The 17,303-nt window shown below is 71.4% G+C and carries 15 protein-coding genes; 5 read left to right on the top strand and 10 right to left on the bottom strand.

Going from position 1 to position 17,303, the window contains the following annotated elements:
• Window positions 1-66 precede the first annotated feature (66 nt).
• Window positions 67-1,353, top strand: coding sequence for an O-acetylhomoserine aminocarboxypropyltransferase/cysteine synthase family protein (locus Q7W82_RS17805; protein WP_017917425.1), 1,287 nt, complete (start codon window positions 67-69; stop codon window positions 1,351-1,353).
• A gap of 193 nt (window positions 1,354-1,546) precedes the next feature.
• Here the strand turns inward: Q7W82_RS17805 and Q7W82_RS17800 are convergent, their stop codons facing one another.
• Window positions 1,547-2,497 carry a LysR family transcriptional regulator gene (locus Q7W82_RS17800; RefSeq protein WP_242161041.1) on the bottom strand — a complete coding sequence of 317 codons (951 nt, stop codon included), beginning with the start codon at window positions 2,495-2,497 and terminating at the stop codon, window positions 1,547-1,549.
• 47 nt (window positions 2,498-2,544) lie between these two features.
• Between Q7W82_RS17800 and Q7W82_RS17795 the strand changes: the two genes are divergently transcribed.
• Entirely contained in the window at window positions 2,545-4,581 is a 2,037-nt protein-coding gene (locus Q7W82_RS17795; RefSeq protein WP_242161042.1) for an FUSC family protein, read from the top strand.
• Between the two features lie 62 nt (window positions 4,582-4,643).
• Here Q7W82_RS17795 and Q7W82_RS17790 read toward each other — a convergent pair whose 3' ends face one another.
• Window positions 4,644-5,393: an SDR family oxidoreductase gene (locus tag Q7W82_RS17790; protein ID WP_242161043.1), complete on the bottom strand. Its 750-nt coding sequence runs from the start codon at window positions 5,391-5,393 to the stop codon at window positions 4,644-4,646.
• 97 nt (window positions 5,394-5,490) lie between these two features.
• Between Q7W82_RS17790 and Q7W82_RS17785 the strand changes: the two genes are divergently transcribed.
• The gene (locus Q7W82_RS17785; protein WP_242161044.1) at window positions 5,491-5,862 is read left to right on the top strand and encodes a helix-turn-helix domain-containing protein; all 372 of its coding nucleotides are present in this window, start codon (window positions 5,491-5,493) and stop codon (window positions 5,860-5,862) included.
• 100 nt (window positions 5,863-5,962) lie between these two features.
• Here Q7W82_RS17785 and Q7W82_RS17780 read toward each other — a convergent pair whose 3' ends face one another.
• Window positions 5,963-6,793 (bottom strand): helix-turn-helix transcriptional regulator, encoded by an 831-nt coding sequence (locus Q7W82_RS17780; RefSeq protein WP_353949497.1) that lies wholly within the window; start codon window positions 6,791-6,793, stop codon window positions 5,963-5,965.
• Between the two features lie 29 nt (window positions 6,794-6,822).
• On the opposite strand from Q7W82_RS17780, the gene Q7W82_RS17775 reads away from it, so the two are divergent.
• The gene (locus tag Q7W82_RS17775) at window positions 6,823-8,091 is read left to right on the top strand and encodes an MFS transporter (protein WP_260115067.1); all 1,269 of its coding nucleotides are present in this window, start codon (window positions 6,823-6,825) and stop codon (window positions 8,089-8,091) included.
• Here Q7W82_RS17775 and Q7W82_RS17770 read toward each other — a convergent pair.
• Window positions 8,088-8,222, bottom strand: coding sequence for a hypothetical protein (locus Q7W82_RS17770; protein ID WP_260115068.1), 135 nt, complete (start codon window positions 8,220-8,222; stop codon window positions 8,088-8,090). The two genes, Q7W82_RS17775 and Q7W82_RS17770, sit on opposite strands and share 4 nt — an antisense overlap.
• Here Q7W82_RS17770 and Q7W82_RS17765 point away from each other — a divergent pair.
• Window positions 8,209-9,279 (top strand): sterol desaturase family protein, encoded by a 1,071-nt coding sequence (locus Q7W82_RS17765; RefSeq protein WP_242161046.1) that lies wholly within the window; start codon window positions 8,209-8,211, stop codon window positions 9,277-9,279. The genes Q7W82_RS17770 and Q7W82_RS17765 overlap by 14 nt on opposite strands.
• A 254-nt stretch (window positions 9,280-9,533) precedes the next feature.
• Here Q7W82_RS17765 and Q7W82_RS17760 read toward each other — a convergent pair whose 3' ends face one another.
• Genes Q7W82_RS17760 through Q7W82_RS17735 form a run of 6 tightly spaced genes read right to left on the bottom strand, consistent with a single transcriptional unit; the run spans window position 9,534 to window position 17,075 of the window.
• The gene (locus tag Q7W82_RS17760) at window positions 9,534-9,848 is read right to left on the bottom strand and encodes a PsiF family protein (protein ID WP_242161047.1); all 315 of its coding nucleotides are present in this window, start codon (window positions 9,846-9,848) and stop codon (window positions 9,534-9,536) included.
• 53 nt (window positions 9,849-9,901) lie between these two features.
• A complete protein-coding gene (locus Q7W82_RS17755) occupies window positions 9,902-11,155 on the bottom strand; it encodes a type III PLP-dependent enzyme (protein ID WP_242161048.1) in 1,254 nt (417 codons plus the stop codon).
• Entirely contained in the window at window positions 11,152-12,909 is a 1,758-nt protein-coding gene (locus Q7W82_RS17750) for an IucA/IucC family protein (RefSeq protein ID WP_242161049.1), read from the bottom strand. Before Q7W82_RS17750 ends, Q7W82_RS17755 begins: the two co-directional genes overlap by 4 nt.
• On the bottom strand, window positions 12,887-14,059 hold the full coding sequence (locus Q7W82_RS17745) for an MFS transporter (protein WP_242161050.1): 1,173 nt from the start codon (window positions 14,057-14,059) through the stop codon (window positions 12,887-12,889). Before Q7W82_RS17745 ends, Q7W82_RS17750 begins: the two co-directional genes overlap by 23 nt.
• Window positions 14,056-15,852, bottom strand: coding sequence for an IucA/IucC family protein (locus tag Q7W82_RS17740; protein ID WP_242161051.1), 1,797 nt, complete (start codon window positions 15,850-15,852; stop codon window positions 14,056-14,058). Before Q7W82_RS17740 ends, Q7W82_RS17745 begins: the two co-directional genes overlap by 4 nt.
• Complete coding sequence (locus Q7W82_RS17735) at window positions 15,849-17,075, bottom strand: siderophore biosynthesis protein PvsA (protein WP_242161052.1); 1,227 nt, start codon at window positions 17,073-17,075, stop codon at window positions 15,849-15,851. The genes Q7W82_RS17740 and Q7W82_RS17735 overlap by 4 nt, the downstream gene beginning before the upstream one ends.
• Between the last annotated feature and the right edge of the window lie 228 nt (window positions 17,076-17,303).

The raw sequence follows: 17,303 nt of genomic DNA, 5'->3' as shown, positions 1-17,303 counted from the left end.
CCGCAGGTTTGCATTCGCCGCCGCGCGCGGCGCTATCGTCTGCGCTCCCGTTGCCGAGAGCCGCCCATGTCCGACCCGAACTGGAAGCTGGAAACCATCGCCGTGCACGGTGGCTACCGTCCCGATCCGACCACCCGCGCGGTGGCGGTGCCGATCTACCAGACCGTGGCCTACGCCTTCGACGACACCCAGCACGGTGCCGACCTGTTCGACCTGAAGGTGCAGGGCAACATCTACAGCCGCATCATGAACCCCACCACCGACGTGCTGGAGCAGCGCATCGCCGCACTGGAAGGCGGCATCGGCGCGCTGGCGGTGGCTTCCGGGCAGGCGGCGGTGACCTATGCCATCCAGACCATCGCCGAGGCCGGCGACAACATCGTCTCCTCCAGCGCGCTGTACGGCGGCACCTACAACCTGTTCGCGCATACGCTGCCCCTGTCCGGCATCCAGACCCGCTTCGCCGACTACCGCGATCCCGGCGCATTCGCCGGGCTGATCGACGAACGCACCAAGGCCATCTTCGTCGAGTCGATCGGCAATCCGCGCGGCAACGTCACCGACCTGGAAGCGGTGGCCGCCATCGCCCACGCCCACGGCGTGCCGCTGATCGTCGACAACACCGTGCCCACGCCATACCTGCTGCGGCCATTCGACTTCGGCGCCGACATCGTGGTGCATTCGCTGACCAAGTACCTGGGCGGCCATGGCACCAGCCTGGGCGGGGCGATCGTCGATTCCGGGCGCTTCCCGTGGGCGGCGCACGCGCAGCGCTTCCGCCGCCTCAACGAGCCGGACGTGAGCTACCACGGCGTGGTCTACACCGAAGCGCTGGGCGAGGCCGCCTACATCGGCCGTGCGCGGGTGGTGCCGCTGCGCAACACCGGCGCGGCGCTGTCGCCCTTCAACGCGTTCCAGATCCTGCAGGGCATCGAGACGCTGCCGCTGCGCATGGACCGGATCAACCAGAACACCCTGGCGCTGGCGCGGCACCTGCAGGGCGAAGCGAAGGTGGAGTGGGTGAACTACGCCGGCCTGCCGGACCATCCCGAACACGCGCTGGCGCAGAAGTACCTGCGCGGCCATGGTTCCGGCGTGCTGACCTTCGGCCTGCGCGGCGGCCGCGCCGCTGGCGCACGCTTCCTCGACGCGCTGCAATTGTTCACCCGCCTGGTCAACATCGGCGACGCCAAGTCGCTGGCCACGCATCCGGCATCCACCACCCATCGCCAGCTCTCGCCCGAGGAATTGCAGCGCAGCGGCGTCAGCGAGGACACGGTGCGGCTGTCGGTGGGCATCGAGCACATCGACGACCTGCTCGCCGACCTGCAGCAGGCGCTGGCGCAGGCCTGAGCGCGCGGCAGCCTCGCCGCGATGGGGGCTCCTGCAACCCTGCTTGTGGGGCTTTGGGGCACTGAAGTGCCCTGTAGGAGCGGCTTCAGCCGCGACGGGGGCGTTCCCGGCAGCCCATCGCGGCTGAAGCCGCTCCTACCGGGAAACCCGCCTCCGGCGCGCTGGGCCGGAGGCGGGTGATGAGCGGCGCCTTTCAATCGGACACGCGCCAATCGGCGAAGATCTCCAGCAGGAAATCGACGAAGGCGCGCACCTTGCGCTCCTGGGTGGCGCGACGGGGGTAGAGCGCGGTGATCTCCAGGTCCGGCCAGCGCTGCCAGCCTGGCAACAGGCGCACCAGCTGGCCTTGGTCCAGCCGCGACTGGACCAGCGGCTGGGAGAGCAGGGCGATCCCGGCGCCTTGGGCGACCTGGCGGATCACCGTGGTCGATTCGTTTGAAATCAGCACCGGCCGCAGGGTCAGCTCGATCGCTTCGCCGGCGCCGTGCCGCAACGCCCAGGCGACCAGCGGCGCATCCGCGCCGACCGCGAGCACGGCGTGGCCGATGAGCTCCTTGGGGTGGGCGGGCGTGCCGGCGCGGGCCAGATACTCGGGGCTGCTCACCAGGATGCCGCGTGAGGCGCCCAACGGCCGCGCCACGTAGCTGGAATGGACCGGCGGCCCCACATGGACCGCAACGTCCAGGCCATGGCGGAGCAGGTCCAGCGGCTGATCGTCGTAGGTCAGCGCCAGTTGCACGCCCGGGTGGCGCTGGCGGAATCGCGCCAACTGCGGTTCCAGCACCAGCAGGCCCAGCGCATAGGGGGCCAGCACGCGCAGGGTGCCGCGCGCCTGGGCGCGCAGGTCGCGCGCGGCCTGCACGGCATCCTGCAGGGTCTGCTCGGCCTCCACGCAACTGGCATAGAAGGCACGCCCGGCCTCGGATACCGCCAGCCGCCGGGTGGTGCGATGGAGCAGTTGCACGCCCAGTGCCCGTTCCAGTGCCTTGATGCGACGGCTGACGCTGGTCAGCGGCACGCGCGCCTGGCGCGCGGCGGCGGTCAGGCTGCCGTGTTCGACCACGCGCAGGAACAGCCGCACGCTGTCGAAGTCCACGCTGTCGGCGCGGCGGTTTTCTTCCGTTTCTGGCAAGAGTCTATCCATCTCTGGCGCCATTATCTCGCAAGCGATCTGCTTCTACGATGACGGCCATGCGCCTGCCCTGCTTCGACCCGGTGTCGATGGTCCGCTTCCGTCCTTCGCCCGCGTTGTGGTTTGCGCTGCGGACCACGGCTGCCGCGCTGCTGGCGCTGGCCATCGCGCTGCTGTGTTCGATGGAAGACCCCAAGTGGGCGGCGATGACGGTCTTCATCGTGGCCCAGGCCGACCGCGGCATGAGCGTGGTCAAGGCGCGCAACCGCATCGTCGGCACGCTGGTGGGGGCCAGCATGGCCGTGGTGCTGATGGGCCTGTTCGGCCAGGCGCCGCCCTTGTTCATGATCGCGCTGGCGCTGTGGCTGGGCGTGTGCACCGGCATGGCCAGCGTGGTCTCGGCCTTCCGCAGCTATGGCGTGGTGCTGGCCGGCTACACGGCGATGATCGTGGGCATGTCCTCCACCGCCCATCCGCAGCAGGTGTTCGACATCGCCGTGGCGCGCGCCACCGAGATCCTGCTCGGCATCCTGGTCGAAGGCGCGATGGCGTCGATCTTCTCGCCGGCGTCGCCGCGCCCGGCACTGGAGTCGCGGCTGGAGACGTATCTGCGCCAGGGCAGCGCGCTGGCCGCGCGGCTGCTGCGCGGCGAGGCGACCGGCACGCAGATCCACGGCTTCTTCGCCAGCGCGCTGGCGCTCAACGATGCGGTCGACTATGCCGCCGCGCGCTCGCGCGAGATCGCGCGGCTGGGCGGGCGCCTGCGCCACATCAGTTACCTGATGCTGGCGCAGCTGTCGGCGGCGCAATCGTGCCGGGTCGGCCTGGATGGACGCGCGCCTTCGCGGGCGCTGCGCGGCGTGCACGACGTGCTGGTCCAGCGTGCCGAGGGCCGGCTGCCTGGCCAGGAACAACTGGCCGCCGCACTGGATCTGCTCGACCTGCGCCATCGCCGCCTGCGCCGGTTGTGCGCGCATCGGCGCGAGGCCTTCGACCGTGCGTTCGCGCTGGAACACGCGCGCAACATCGTGCGCGACCTGCAGGCCAGCCAGCACGAACAGGCGGCGTTCGAACAGGGCCGGCCGTCGCGCCACCGCTTCGCCACACGCCGCCATCGGGACCTGCACGAGGCGGCGTACAACGCACTGCGCGCCTTCCTGGCGGTGGGGGCGGCGTCCTTGTTCTGGGTCTACAGCGGCTGGAGTGCCGGTTCGGGCATGGTGACCATCGTCGGCGTGGTGTGCGCGCTGTATGCGACCCGACCCGATCCGGTGTCCGGCGGCCTCGGCTTTCTCAAGGGCGCCGGGCTGGCGGCACTGGCGGCCTTCGTGTGCATCGTCTGGCTGCTGCCCTGGGTGGAGGATTTCGCCGGGCTGGTGGCAGTGCTGGCGCCGTTCCTGATCCTGGCCGGCCTGGCGATGCGGCGGCCGTCGACCGCCGCGCTGGGCGCCAGCGGCTCGATCTTCTTCATCGATCTGGTGGGGCCGCTCAACGGCACCACGACCGGTGTGGTGCAACTGTTCAATGGCGCGCTGACGCTCTTGCTGGGGATCGGCATCGGCGTGCTGATGTTCACCGTGCTGCTGCCCAGTGGGGCCGGGCGGTACGTGCGCCGGCTGCGGCGTTCGGTCGATGCCGATCTCGCGGCGATCGCGCTGCATCCGCGGCGCATGAAGCGACGGGCCTGGTTCGGCCTGATGGCCGATCGCATGCGCGCGCGCCTGGGCCTGGCCGCCGCGCTGCCGGAGTCGACGCTGCAGCCCGACCTGGCCGCCTTGCTCGGCGCGCTGGGCATGGGCAGCGACGCGCTTGATCTGGCGCGGACCGATGGCGCGTCGGGGCCGCGGGTGCGTGCGGTGCTGCGCCGGCTCGCGCGCGGCGACCTGCCGGGCGTTGCCCACCAGGCCATGCGCGCGGCGCGCCACCATGCGGTCCTGGCCAGCGACCGCCTGGACGCGCAGGCCCAGGCGCACTGGCATACGGCGATGCTGCTGTGGGACATGGCGCTGTGCGCACGCGAATATCTGCAGGCCGGCGCGCAGGAACACGTGCAAGCGCAGGCGCCGCTGATGCCTTCGGCGCCGCTGCCGTCCTGATCGGCGCGCGATTCGACCGGTCGGCCGGGCTGTGCCGGCAGGGTGGAACGGCCGCGCGTCGTTCAGACCTGCGCGAATCCGCCGTCCACGAACACCTCGCTGCCGGTCATGAAGCTGCTCTCGTCCGAGGCCAGGAACAGCGCCGTCGCCGCGACCTCTTCCGCGCGCCCGATCCGGCCCAGCGGGAGCTGCGCGGTCATGCCGTCGAGGATCGCCTCCTGCTGGCCCGTGCCGGACAGCACCGCGTCCAGCCCGGGCGTCGCGATCGGCCCGGGCGAGAGCACGTTGACGCGGATGCCCGTGCCTTTCAGGTCCAGCGCCCAGCTGCGGGCGAAGTTGCGCAGGGCGGCCTTGGTGGCGCTGTACACGCTGAATGCCGCCGTGCCCATGCTGCCGGTGGTGGAACCGGTGAGGATCACCGAGCCGCCGGCGCCCATCAGCGGCAGCGCCTTTTGCACGGTGAACAGCGTGCCTTTGACGTTGACGCCGAAGGTGCGATCGAAGGAATCCTCGGTGATCGCGCCGAGCGGCTGGAAGTCGCCCAGCCCCGCATTGGCGAACAACACGTCGATGCGGCCCTTGCTGGCCTGGACCTGGGCGAAGACGCGGTCCAGATCGTCCAGCCTGGAAATGTCGCCCTGAATGGCGATGGCGTCGGCACCGATCAGGCGCAGCGCCTTGTCCAGTTCCTCCTGCCGACGCCCGACGATGACGACCTGCGCGCCCTCGGCGGCGAAGCGGATCGCGCTTGCCAGACCGATGCCGCTGTTGCCGCCGGTCACCACTGCAATCTTGCCGTTTAGCCTGCGCATGCTGCGCTCCAGGGAATGGGGAGGCGCCACTGTAGAACTGGGCTATTCTTTTGAATAGTATGCACCATTTGGTAAGTGCCTTCGGAGCGGTCGGATCATGGCGAACGCCACTTTCAGTTGCGGTCTGGAGGCCGCCCTGTCCGTGCTTGGCGGCAAGTGGAAGCCGCTGATCCTCTACCACCTGGCGAAGCGCGTGCACCGCTATGGCGAGTTGCGGCGTGCCATCGGCGGCGTGACCGACAAGGTGCTGATCCAGCAGCTCAAGGAGCTGGAACGCGACCAGGTCGTGGCCCGCACCGACTTCCAGGAGATCCCGCCCAGGGTCGAGTACGCGCTGACGCCGTTCGGGCAGTCCCTGGCGGCGGCGCTGGCAGGGCTGTGCGAGTGGGGCACGCAGCACATGCAGATGGTCGAGCGCATCAGCGCGCGTCGCGCGTCCGCCGTCTCCAAATCCAGGTCCAACGCCTGATCGCCGGTGCCATGGCCGGCAGCGACGCCGCATGGCCAGACGTCGGTGCCTGGCCGCGTGCTGGTGACTGCGCGGTCGCTGCGCCGCCGCCTCGGGACCGCTACCGGAAGAACTGGCTGGGCGGCTGCCCGAACTGGCGCTTGAACATGGCGGTGAACGCGCTGGGGCTGTCGTAGCCCAGGTCCATCGCCACGTCGATGATGCGATCGCCGGCGGCCAGCCGTTCGAGTCCGCGCAGCAGGCGCAGTTGCTGCCGCCATTGGCCGAAGCGCATCCGCAGGTCGCGCTGGCACAGGCGCTGGATGGTCTTGACGTCCACCTCCAATTGCGCGGCCCAGGCGTGCAGGGTGGTGGGGTCGGCCGGGTCGGCGTCGAGCGCGGCGCCGATGCGCAGCAGGCGCGGATCGCGCGGCTGCGGCAGGTACAGCGGCAGCGCCGGCAGCGCATGCAGTTCGTCCAGGATCAGCCGCATCAGCCGCCCGTCGCGCGAGTCGGTGGCGTGGTCCCAGGGGATCTCGGCGGCGCTGCGGATCAGCGCTTCCAGCAACGGCTCCACCGCCACCACGGCCGGCGTGTCGGGCATGCCGGCGATGGCGTCGGGGCGGATGTACAGGCTGCGCATGCGCAGCGTGCCGATCCAGCGCACGCTGTGCTCGGTGCCGGCCGGCATCCACAGCGCACGCGTGCTCGGCACCACCCAGTGGCCCTGGCCCGAGCGCACCACCATCAGCCCGGACACCGCGTAGACCAATTGGTGACGGGCATGGCGATGCGGGGGGATGGCGCTGTCGCCGGGGTAGTCGGTGGCCTTGCACACCACGTCGGCCACGGCGTCGTCCGCATTGCGCGGCGATGGCGGTTGCGGCATGTCCTTTTCGCGATAGGGAGTGGTCATGTCGCGCGGGAAGGTCGGGGCCGGGAAGCCTACCATGCGTCCACCCTCGCGCTGCCCGTTCCGCCATGTCCTCTCTGCGCCCCGCCGCGTCCGCGGCCACCCCCGCCTCCGCACCTGCCGCCAGCCCCACCGTCTCCAGCCCCACTGCCGCGCCGCGCAGGCTTGCCGCCGGCGTGCTCGCGGCCATCACCTCCTCGCACCTGATCAACGACATGATGCAGTCGTTGATCCTGGCGCTGTACCCGGTGCTCAAGGGCCAGTTCCAGCTCAGCTTCGCCCAGGTTGGCCTGATCACCCTCACGTACCAGATCACCGCCTCGCTGTTCCAGCCGCTGATCGGGCTGCGCACCGATCTCCGGCCGGCACCGTATTCGCTGCCGATGGGCATGAGTTCCACGCTGTGCGGGTTGCTGCTGCTGGCCTACGCGCCCAGCTTCGGCATGGTGCTGCTGGCCGCGGCCCTGGTCGGGATCGGCTCGGCGATCTTCCATCCCGAATCCTCGCGCATCGCGCGGCTGGCCTCGGGCGGCCGCCATGGCCTGGCCCAGTCGGTGTTCCAGGTCGGCGGCAACACCGGCACCGCGCTGGGGCCGCTGATCGCCGCGGCGGTGATCGTGCCCAACGGCCGCCACAGCGTGGCCTGGTTCGGCGGCGCGGCGCTGCTCGGCATCGCCTTGCTGTCCTATGTCGGGCGCTGGTACGCGCTGCACCTGCAGGCCGCGCGCGCCGCGCCGCGGCCGGTCGCCACGGCGCCCGCGCTGCCGCGCGCCATGGTGGTGCGCATCGTCGGCATCCTGCTGCTGCTGATCTTCTCCAAGTACTTCTACATCGCCGGGCTGAGCAGCTACTACACGTTCTATCTGATCCAGCGCTTCGGCGTCTCGGTGCAGAGCGCGCAGTTGCATCTGTTCGCGTTCCTGCTGGCGTCGGCGCTGGGCACGCTGATCGGCGGCCCGGTCGGCGACCGCATCGGCCGCAAGCCAGTGATCTGGGTGTCGATCCTGGGCGTGGCGCCGTTCGCGCTGGCGCTGCCGCACGTGGGCCTGCATGCGGCCACCGCGCTGACCGTGCTGATCGGCTTCGTGCTGTCCTCGGCGTTCTCGGCGATCCTGGTGTACGCGCAGGAAATGATGCCCGGGCGCATCGGCACCATCTCCGGGCTGTTCTTCGGCTTCGCCTTCGGCATGGGCGGGCTGGGCGCGGCGGTGCTGGGCCTGCTCGCCGACCACCGCGGCATCGTCTTCGTGTACCAGGTGATGTCGTTCCTGCCGCTGCTGGGGATCGTCGCGGCGTTGCTACCGAGCCGGCGGCCGGGCACCGCCGCGGCGCACTAGCGCGGGCAGTGGCGGCCGGCCTCGGTCGACGCGGACAGCTTGGCGAAAGCCAGCGGCAGCATGCTGTCGCGCCGCGCGTCGCGCCCCCATCGCCGTTTCCGCATGCCTGCCATCGCCATGGTTTCGTCCATTGCCCACGCCTGGTCCACGCTGGTCGACCTGGTCGCCAGCCATGCGGTGGCGCCGCTGCTGGCGGCGCTGCACCTGACCGGGCTCAGCGACGATCCGCACGACATCGCCGCCTCGCTGCTGGTGGCCGCGCTGCAACTGTCCATCATCGCCGTGCTGTTCCGGCCGCTGGAGAGCCTGTGGCCGGCCGAGCGCTGGGAACACCGGCGGCTGGCGCGGATCGACTTCCACTACACCTGGCTGATGCTGATCGGGGTGTTCCCGCTGTTCTCGTTCCTGATCCTGACGCCGGTGGTCAACGCGCTGGGCGGCGCCGACCCCAATGCCGCGGCGGCGCCGGAGACCGGCCTGCGCCATGCCTGGCCGTGGCTGGACCAGCATCCGCTGGTGCTGTTCGCGCTGTACTACCTGGCCTACGACTTCACCTACTACTGGATGCACCGGGTGCAGCACTGGATGCCGTGGTGGTGGGCCATGCACAGCATGCACCACAGCCAGCGCCAGCTCAGCTGCTGGGCCAACGACCGCAGCAACTACCTGGACGGCATGCTGCAGTCGTTCGTGCTGGCCGCGGTGGGCATCGCCTTCGGCATCGAGGCCGATGAGTTCGCCTGGCTGATGCTGCTCGGCGAACTGGTGCAGAACCTGTCGCATGCCAACACCCGTTTCGGCTTCGGCCCGGTGCTCAACAAACTCCTGGTCGATCCGCCGTTCCATCGCCTGCACCACATGCGCGTGGATCCGGAGCGGCCCGGCCTGCACAACTGCAACTTCGGCCAGGTGTTCGCGTTCTGGGACGTGCTGTTCGGCACGGCGCTGTACGGCGAGCCGGTGCGGCCGACCGGGGTGGGCGATCCGATGGTCGACCGCGACAACGAACTGGGCCTGGTGGCGCTGCAGGTAGAAGGACTCAAGCGCTTCTGGGGCGCGGTGCGGCGGCGTTCCGGATGGACGCTGGGCGAGGTCGCGTTCGGCGAGGACTATGCGCCGATCCCGGTGGATCATGCGGGGATGCCGTTGAACGGCGGGGATTCGGGAGTGGGGAGTCGGGATTCGTAGGAGCGGTGGCGGTTGGCAACGCGGTTGTTGCCGGTCTCGCTGGCTGTCGTACCCTCACCCCAACCCCTCTCCCGGGGGGAGAGGGGCTGGCGCCTTTCCTTCTCCCCTCGGGACCATGGCCCCCTTTTGGGGGGGAAGGTGCTCCGAAGGGGCGGATGAGGGTAAGGGCGTAGCCTCGTGCACCCAAACACCGCGAGACGCTGCGCGCCGTACCCGCACCCCAACCCTCTCCCAGGGGGAGAGGGCGAGCGGGCTCACTGCTTTTTGAGGCAGCCGCTCATGAAGGTCTTGCGGGCGTCGCCCTGCAGTTTCTGCGTCGCGGCTTGCGCGTTGCAGTCCTTCATCCGTTGCTGCGAGGCGTTGCCCGCCGCCGGGGGGGTGCCACCGCTGAGGCAGGCTTTTTGCGCGCTCTTGTACTCGTCGCCTTTCTTGCCCTTGTTCTGGGCCGAACACTTGGCCATCAAGGTCTGTTGTGCGGTTTGTGGCTTGGTCGCGGCGGTGGCCAGCAGCGGGGCGGCGGTGAAGCTCAGCAGCAAACAGGTGGCGGCGAAGCGAGCGGAACGGGTCATGGCGGCAGCTCCGGATGGTGTGCCGGCAGGGTGTGCCGGCACGGGCGAGCGGATCATGACGCGGGGGTGGCCGGGTCGGCAATGCGGCGCTGCGGCATGGCGTCGGCGGCCTGCGCCGGGCCGTCGAGGAACAGCATCTGCGGCGGCGGATGCATCAGGAACTGCTGGTGCGAGATGTTCCAGGCGTAGGCGCCGGCCAGCGGGAACGCCAGGCAGTCGCCCGGCGCCAGCGCGGCCACCGGCTGGTCGCGGGCCAGCACGTCCTTGGGCGTGCACAGCTGCCCGACCAGGGTCACCCGCGCATCGCGCAGCACCGGCGGCTGGGTGCCGCGCAGGACCAGGAACGGATGATCGTGGCCCTGCGCGGCGGGCGTGCGGAAATGATGGGTGCCGCCGCGGCCGATGGCGAACTGCGCGCCATGGCTGCGTTTGATGTCCAGCACCTCCATCAAATACCAGCCGCAGGCGACGCTGACGTAGCGGCCCGGTTCCAGGCGCAGGCGCAGGCCCTCGCCATGCGTGTGCAGCAGCATCGGCAATCCCGCGCAGAACGTCGCCCAATCGAACGAGGCCGCCGGATCGGCATAGTCCACGCCGAAGCCGCCGCCGGCGTTCACCGTCAGCGGTCCCAACCCATACGCCTGGCGCCAGCCCTGCACGGTCTGCAGGTAGTGTGCGATCAGGCGCAACTGCAGCTGCGCGTCGCGCTGGTGCGACAGCAGGTGGAAGTGGAAGCCGTCCAGGCGCAACCCGCGCGCGCCGCGCAGCACCTGCATGGCCGCGTCCAGGTCGTCCACGTCCAGGCCGAACGGCGAGGGCCGCCCGCCCATCACCAGGCGCGTGTCCTGCATGCCCGGCACCACGATGTTCAGGCGCAGGAACACCGACAGCGGCCGCTCCCTCGACGCGGCGATGCGGGCCAGTCGCTGCAGCTCGCCCAGGCTTTCCACGTGCACGCTGCAATCGGGCAGGCTGGCGGCCAACTGCAGTTCGGCATCGAGCTTGCCGGGGCCGCCGAACAGCAGCCGGCGGCCCGGTTGATGCGTGTGCAGCCACTGCAGCTCGCCGCCGGAGGCCGCTTCGAAGCCGTCCACCCACGGCGCCAGGGTGCGCAGCACGGGCGGCTCGGCGTTGGCCTTGGCCGCATAGAACAGCTCGCACCCGGCCGGCAGGTGTGCGCGCAGCATCGCCGCGTGCGCCTGCAGCGCCGCCAGGTCGTAGACGTAGGCGCAGACCGGGCCGTCGGCCTGCGCGCGCAGCCGCGCCAGCGCCGCCGGCAGCGGCGCGGGATCGATGCGCAGGCTCATGCCGCCACCTGCCGCAGGGCGGCGCTGCCGATCGGGTTGGGCAGGAAGCTGTAGTCGGCGTGGCGGTCGGCGCGCTGCAGCAGGCGCAGGCGCAGGTTGTTCTTGGCCGGCAGCGGCGCGCCATCGAGCAGGGCCTGCAGCGCCGGTTGCGCGCCGTGGCGCTGCTGCCAGCGGCGGGCGATGTCGCCGACGATCTGCCACAGCTGGCGTTCGCGGCGGTCGTGGCCGTCGGCGAGGTGGAAGATCGCTTCGGCCAGGTTGTTGACCAGCGCGCAATAGGCGATGCGGTTCCAGCCGCGTTCGGCGCTGTAGTACAGCGACTGCCGCGCGGTCTCGGACATGCCGGGCAGGCGCGCGGCCGGCCAGCGCGACGGCAGCAGCTTGGTGCCTTCCAGGTCGCGGATCCACACCTGCGTCGGCAAGCCCTCTTCGCAGCCGATCACGGTGTTCTGCAGGTGCGGCTCCAGCACGATGCCGTAGCCGAACCAGGCGCTCCACACGCCGTCCAGCAGCAACTGCGCGTAGGCGCGGAACCAGGCTGCGGTGGCGGCCTCCACGCTGCTGCCGCTGCGCTTTGCCAGCGTCTGCAGCGCGGCGGCGCAGGCCGGCTGGCCACGCGCGTCGAGGGTGAACAGCGCGCCGGCCACCTGCGGGCGATAGCGTGCCCGTTGCGCTGCCGGGATCGCCTGCCGGTACAGCACGCCGAAGCTTTCGCCGAGTTCGCGGCAGGCCTGCGCATCGGCCTCCAGCGCGGAGAAGTCCAGGTCGGTGGCGGCCGGCTCCAGCAGCACGTGGAAGCCGGGCACGCGCTGCGCCAGCGCCTGCCAGTCCGGGGCCAGCAGGCGGGTCAGCGCCACCGCGCTTTCCAGTTCGTACCAGGCGTTCTTGCGCACGCAGTTGGTCAGACGCACGTGCACCGACAGCTTGAGGAAATGATCGAGGTCGGCGTGGTACAGCGTGCGCACCGACGAGGTCGGACGCAGCGCCAGGCCGCGTTCGCCCAGCGGTTCGATCCAGCCGCGCGCCTGCGCCTGGCGCAGCAGCGGATGCGCCAGCACGCGCTCGGCCTCCCACGGATGGCAGGGGTACAGGTCGGCGCCGCCGCCGGCCTGCGCCAGCGTGGCGCGCACGTCATCGCCTTGCGCGCGGTACAGGCGTGGGTCGATGCGGAACCAGAACAGCGGGAAGGCACTGCGCGCTTCCGGCGCGCAGGCCAGCACCTGCTCCAGCGGCACGCCTTCGCGGCTCTTGGGCGTGGGATGGAAGGCGTGACCCCACAGCATCGACTGCTCGGCGTCGATCAGCGCCTCGCCGGTGGGCGACGCGGCCTCGGCCTGGCGCAACAGTTGCGCGGTGATGGCGATGCTGTTGGCGCTCTGCGCCAGCAGTTCCAGGTTCGGCGCCTGTTCGCCTTCGCTCAGCTCCTGCAACAGCAGGCGCACCAGCGCCTCTGCGTCCAGGCAGTGCCAGGGACGGCCGTCGGCCTTGAGGTAGGGCGCCGAGGCGAAGCGGCAGCGGCCCAGGCCGTCGGCATGCGCCAGGCGTACGCAGAGCGTGGCGCCGGAGGGCAGGCGCAGGCGCAACCAGCGTTCGTTGGCGGTGGCGACGCCGGGCCGGTCCAGGCCGCGGTAGTCGAAGTCGGCCAGGCCGCGAGCGAGCGCGACTTCGCGCAGGTAGCAGTTGAGCCAGCAAGTGATCGCCTGCGCTTGCGCGAGGTTGTCGTACCACGGGTCATGCATCGGCAACGGGGACATGGACGGTTCTCCGAACGGACGTGAGCATCAGGGCCGGCAGCAGCGCCAGCAGGGCGGCCGCGGCGGCGGCGAGGAACGGCACGGCCAGGCCATGGCCTTGCACCAGGGCGCCGGCGAGGGCGCCGCCGGCGACGCCGGCGCACTTGCCGGCGGCATCGAAACGGCCGAACAACTGGCCGGCGCCGTGCCCGCCGGCGATCTCGGCCAGGCTGCGGTTGAGGCCGCGCAGCGCCATCCACATGCCCAGGCCAAACAGCAGCCGCGCCGCGATCAACCAGCCCGGCGCCGGCGGCGCGATCTGCAGCAGGCAGGCCAGCGCGAACAGCGCCAGCCCCGCCGGCAGCGGCGAGGTGCGGTGGTCGCGACCGCGCCAGCACGGCATCAACACCAGGTAGACCAGGTGCGGCAGGCTGTACAGCAGGCCTGCGACCGCGCTGCTGCCGATGCCGTGCGCCTGCGCATACGGCAGGAAGTACGGAAACGTCACCACCATCGCGAAGCAGAACAGGAACTGCGTGGTCCACAGCGCCCAGCGCTGGCGGCGCTGCGCCGCATCCAGGTGTGGCGCGGCGGGCGTGGACGCGCGTGACGCCGGTGCGCGCGGCGGATCGGCCGGCAAGCGCCAGCTCAGCGCGAAGGCGAGCAGCGGCAGCAGCGCCAGATAGCGGTAGAGCGACTGCGCCGGCCCCAGCGCGGTGGCCAGGCCGAGCAGCGCCGGGGCGGTGACCATCGCCAGCCGCGCCGAGAACTGGGTCCAGTCCAGCGCCCGCGCCAGCGAGCCACTCTGCGCCTGGCTGCTGAGATAGGCGTTGGTCGCGGCCAGCGAGCCGCCGCAGGCGCCCTGCACGACCAGGCCGGCGACCAGCCAGCCCAGGTTCGGCGCGAAGCCGGCCATGACGAAGCCCAGCGCCAGGCCGAGCTGCGCGCGCAGCAGCGAGCGCTTGCGTCCGTAGCGATCCGCCAGCCGGCCCCAGGCGCTGGCGGTGAGCGCGGTGCACAGGGTCGGCAGCACGTAGAGCACGCCGCTCCAGCCGATCGCCGCGCCCGGCGCCAGCTGCTGCAGCACCTGCGGCAGGAACAGCGGCATGCCCAGCGCGGTGAAGGCGGCCAGGTAGTGCGCGGCCAGCACCGGGCCGAGCAGGCGCTTCATCGCGCCGCCCCGGCCGCGGCCGCGCGCGCCGCCAGCGCATCCTCGCGCAGCAGGTTGGGCGCGCTGTCGCCGTAGAACTTGTTGATGTCCGCCGCGCCGGTGATCTGCTTGCCGAGCAGGCTGCCGGCGCTGAGCAGGTACTTCACCGGCAGCTTCGGTGCATCCAGCAGCGTCTGCGCCGGGGCGATATCGATGCCCTCTTCGCGCAAGGTACGCAGGGTGCCGTGCAGGCGCGCGCGCAGCAGCGCGTAGAGCGTTGCGCGCAGTCCCGGCTGCCATTCCGCAAGTCCTTCGAGCACCGCCTGCAGATCCAGCTGCAAAATGATGGTGCAGAACATCCGCGCCAGCGCGGTGTCGTCCTGCACCGCGATGCGTGTGTCGCGCGGCGTACCCAACGCGGCCAGCGCCGGCCGTTGCGCGTGCAGCCGCGACAGCAGCACCCGCGCCGCATCGTTGTCCTTGAGCAGCAACCGCGGCGCGCGCCCGGCGGCGTAGATCAGCACGCTGTTCTGCTGGTTGGCCTCCAGCGCGATGCCGTAGCGCAGCCACAGCCGCAGGTGCACCTCGCACATCAGCGCCAGGTAGCTGTCCCACCAGGCGGTGAGGTCGCCGCCATGGAAGCGCTCGGCCAGGTGCACGGCCAGCGGCCGGCCGTCCGGCAGCGCCGCGCACAGACCGGCCACGGGGACCAGGGTCGCCTCCGGCAGCGCCGGATAGCGGCGCAGCAGGTAGGACAGGTGCCGGGTCTCGCCGACATGGCCGGCATGCGCCTCGTCCACGTGCAGGTAGCGTTCGCCCAGCGCCGGATCGTGCGCGGCGAGGTCGCGCAGCACGCGTTCGAACCAGTGCCCGTCGTACAGCGTCGACGGCTTGATCAGGCGCAGGTTGAGCGCGCCGAGCGTGCGCATCGGCACCGGCAGCTTCAGGTGATGATCGGGAAACGCCAGCGGAATCACCGTGCGCAGCGACAGCGACGGGCGTACCTGCAGCCACGGCTGCGGCGCGGCGATCGCGCCCTCGGGCACGGCGAAGCTGTCCTCGCCCAGCCGCGCGAAGATCAGCGGATGCAGCGGCCAGGCGACGTGATCGGCGTCCAGCGTCGGGTCCAGGCCGAGCATGCTCGGGCGCGGCCAGAAGGCCGGTGGCGGCGTGGTCTGGGTGACCTGCGCGGCCGGCAGCGCCAGCCAGCGCAGCGCGAAGCTGGGGCCGAACTCCGGCGCGTAGCGCGGCAGGTCGGCGTCGTCCAGGCCGAGCTTGGCACGCGCGCTGGGATAGAACGGGTGGTCGCGGTGGCTGGCCAGTTGTTCGCAGCGGTAGGCGCGTTCGTGCGCGTCGGCCGCGTCCAGCGCGGTGGCCAGCAGGGGCTGTTGCTGCGTGTAGGCCTGCCGCGCCAGCGCGCGCTGGCGCACTGCGCAGTCGGCTTCCTCGACGTAGGCGCGGTGCAGCGCCTGGGTTTCCATGTCGAGTCCGGAGCCCAGCCGCGCCAGCCACTGCGCGGCGCCGGATTCGTAGGCGCTGTGCTGCCCGGTGTGCAGCACCCAGCCGTCGCTGCAGGCGCTCACGGTCTGCAGGTAGCCGGCGCGGCGCAGCGGCAGCCACAGTTCGCCGTCGGGCAGGTGCGCGATGCGCCACCAGGTGGCATCCGCGGGCAGCGGCGCCTGCGCCCAGGCGGCGAGCACCGCCGGCGGCGGCGTGGCGGCGGCGCCGCGGCTGACGATGCCGCGCAGGTCTTCGCGCAGGCAGGCATCGATCACGCGCAGGTCGATGTAACGGCGATCGGCGTCCTGGCTCATGCCGCCACTCCGGTGGTGGTGTCGATGCGCCAGTGCAGGGCCGCCTCGGTGCTGGCCAGCGCTCGCTGCAGGTCCGATTCGGTGTCGGCGAGCACGTCCAGCACGCCCAGGTAATCCTTGTTGGAGTGGCTCAGGCGGATCGCGTCGCCGGGTTGCCGCAGGCGCCGGTAGCGCGCCTCCCAATGTGTGTCGCTGCTGCCGTGGTCGGCGCTGGCCACCGCCAGCGTGCCGTCGTGCTCGGCCACGTAGTAGCGCACCAGGGCGTGCGCGCGGCGCGCCTGCAGCGTCGGCAGCGGCCGGCCCAGGTGCAGGCCGAGCACGCTGTCGAACCAGTGCCCGCCGAACAGCCGGTCGAGCAGGAATTCGCGGCCGTCGCCGATGCTGCGGTAGTTGATCTCCACCAGCACCGGGCCGTCGGCGGTGAGGATGAATTCGCTGTGGCACACGCCGAAGCCGATGCCGAACGCCTGCAGTTGCGCCAGCGCCTGCTGCAGCACCGGCGTGTCGGTGGCGCCGCGCCAGCGCGCCTCGCACTCGACGAAATGCGGCGGTGCCGACAGTTTCACGTCGAAGCCGCCGATCGGCTGCAGGCTGCGCCCGTCGCCGAGCGTTTCCAGGGTGAACAGCGGGCCGTCCAGCACGCTTTCCAGCAGCACGCTGCGCTGCGGGTGGCGCTGCCAGAAATCGTCGAGGTAGGCCTGCAGCGCCGTCGCGTCGGCGCAGTGGCGCACGTCCATGCTCGCCACGCCTTCGCGCGGCTTGGCGATCAGCGGCCAGGAGACCTGCGCCGGCGCCGTCGCGCCCGGCGCCAGGCTGCAGAACCACGGCGTCGGCAGGCCGAGTGCGCGCAAGCGCTGGCGCATCGCCGCCTTGTTCTTGGCCGCGTAGCAGACCTGCCAGTCCTTGCCGGGCACGCCGAGCGCGGCGGCGACCACGGCGGCGCTGGTCTGCAGGTGGTCGCTGTTGCTGAACACCGCGCGCGGCGGCTGCGGCAGGCTGCCGAGCAGGTCGAGCACGCCCAGCGGATTGAACACGTCGCACTCCAGCACCTGCACCGGTGCGGCGGGCGGATGGCGGCGGAAGTGGTCGAGGTGGGCGTGGCGGTGGTCGGTCAACAGCAGCACCGGCACGCCCAGGCGCTGCGCGGCGGGAAGGAAGCCATCGGTCACCGCCGGGTGGCAGACGTGGCTGAGGATCAGCAGGGGAGCGTCGTGCGGGGTCATGTGCGGGTCTCGTCGGGCGCAGGCGCACGCACGCCGGCGCGGCCGCGCGGAGGCGGACACGGGAGGCATGCGCCGCGGCTGCGGCAGGGTCGCGTGGTTGCCTGGCGCATCGCATCGGGCGCGCGCTGGGTAGGGAAGGACGCGGCTGCGTCCGTTGCACTGGCCCGCGTCTCCCGCGGGCGGCGGCGCGCCGTGCTGGCGCGCGGTGGTGCGGCGTCCGGCGTCGTC

Source organism: Xanthomonas indica, from assembly GCF_040529045.1.
In the GTDB taxonomy this organism is placed as follows: domain Bacteria; phylum Pseudomonadota; class Gammaproteobacteria; order Xanthomonadales; family Xanthomonadaceae; genus Xanthomonas_A; species Xanthomonas_A indica.
This window is presented reverse-complemented; position numbering and strand designations above follow the sequence as displayed.

Bases quoted from the DNA above. Each gene is read 5' to 3' on its own strand.
- Q7W82_RS17805 (WP_017917425.1), top strand. From the start codon at position 67: ATGTCCGACCCGAACTGGAAGCTGGAAACCATCGCCGTGCACGGTGGC.
- Q7W82_RS17750 (WP_242161049.1), bottom strand. From the start codon at position 12,909: ATGTCCCCGTTGCCGATGCATGACCCGTGGTACGACAACCTCGCGCAA.
- Q7W82_RS17780 (WP_353949497.1), bottom strand. From the start codon at position 6,793: ATGGTAGGCTTCCCGGCCCCGACCTTCCCGCGCGACATGACCACTCCC.
- Q7W82_RS17755 (WP_242161048.1), bottom strand. From the start codon at position 11,155: ATGAGCCTGCGCATCGATCCCGCGCCGCTGCCGGCGGCGCTGGCGCGG.
- Q7W82_RS17775 (WP_260115067.1), top strand. From the start codon at position 6,823: ATGTCCTCTCTGCGCCCCGCCGCGTCCGCGGCCACCCCCGCCTCCGCA.
- Q7W82_RS17800 (WP_242161041.1), bottom strand. From the start codon at position 2,497: ATGGATAGACTCTTGCCAGAAACGGAAGAAAACCGCCGCGCCGACAGC.
- Q7W82_RS17770 (WP_260115068.1), bottom strand. From the start codon at position 8,222: ATGGACGAAACCATGGCGATGGCAGGCATGCGGAAACGGCGATGGGGG.
- Q7W82_RS17765 (WP_242161046.1), top strand. From the start codon at position 8,209: ATGGTTTCGTCCATTGCCCACGCCTGGTCCACGCTGGTCGACCTGGTC.
- Q7W82_RS17790 (WP_242161043.1), bottom strand. From the start codon at position 5,393: ATGCGCAGGCTAAACGGCAAGATTGCAGTGGTGACCGGCGGCAACAGC.
- Q7W82_RS17745 (WP_242161050.1), bottom strand. From the start codon at position 14,059: ATGAAGCGCCTGCTCGGCCCGGTGCTGGCCGCGCACTACCTGGCCGCC.
- Q7W82_RS17740 (WP_242161051.1), bottom strand. From the start codon at position 15,852: ATGAGCCAGGACGCCGATCGCCGTTACATCGACCTGCGCGTGATCGAT.
- Q7W82_RS17760 (WP_242161047.1), bottom strand. From the start codon at position 9,848: ATGACCCGTTCCGCTCGCTTCGCCGCCACCTGTTTGCTGCTGAGCTTC.
- Q7W82_RS17785 (WP_242161044.1), top strand. From the start codon at position 5,491: ATGGCGAACGCCACTTTCAGTTGCGGTCTGGAGGCCGCCCTGTCCGTG.
- Q7W82_RS17735 (WP_242161052.1), bottom strand. From the start codon at position 17,075: ATGACCCCGCACGACGCTCCCCTGCTGATCCTCAGCCACGTCTGCCAC.
- Q7W82_RS17795 (WP_242161042.1), top strand. From the start codon at position 2,545: ATGCGCCTGCCCTGCTTCGACCCGGTGTCGATGGTCCGCTTCCGTCCT.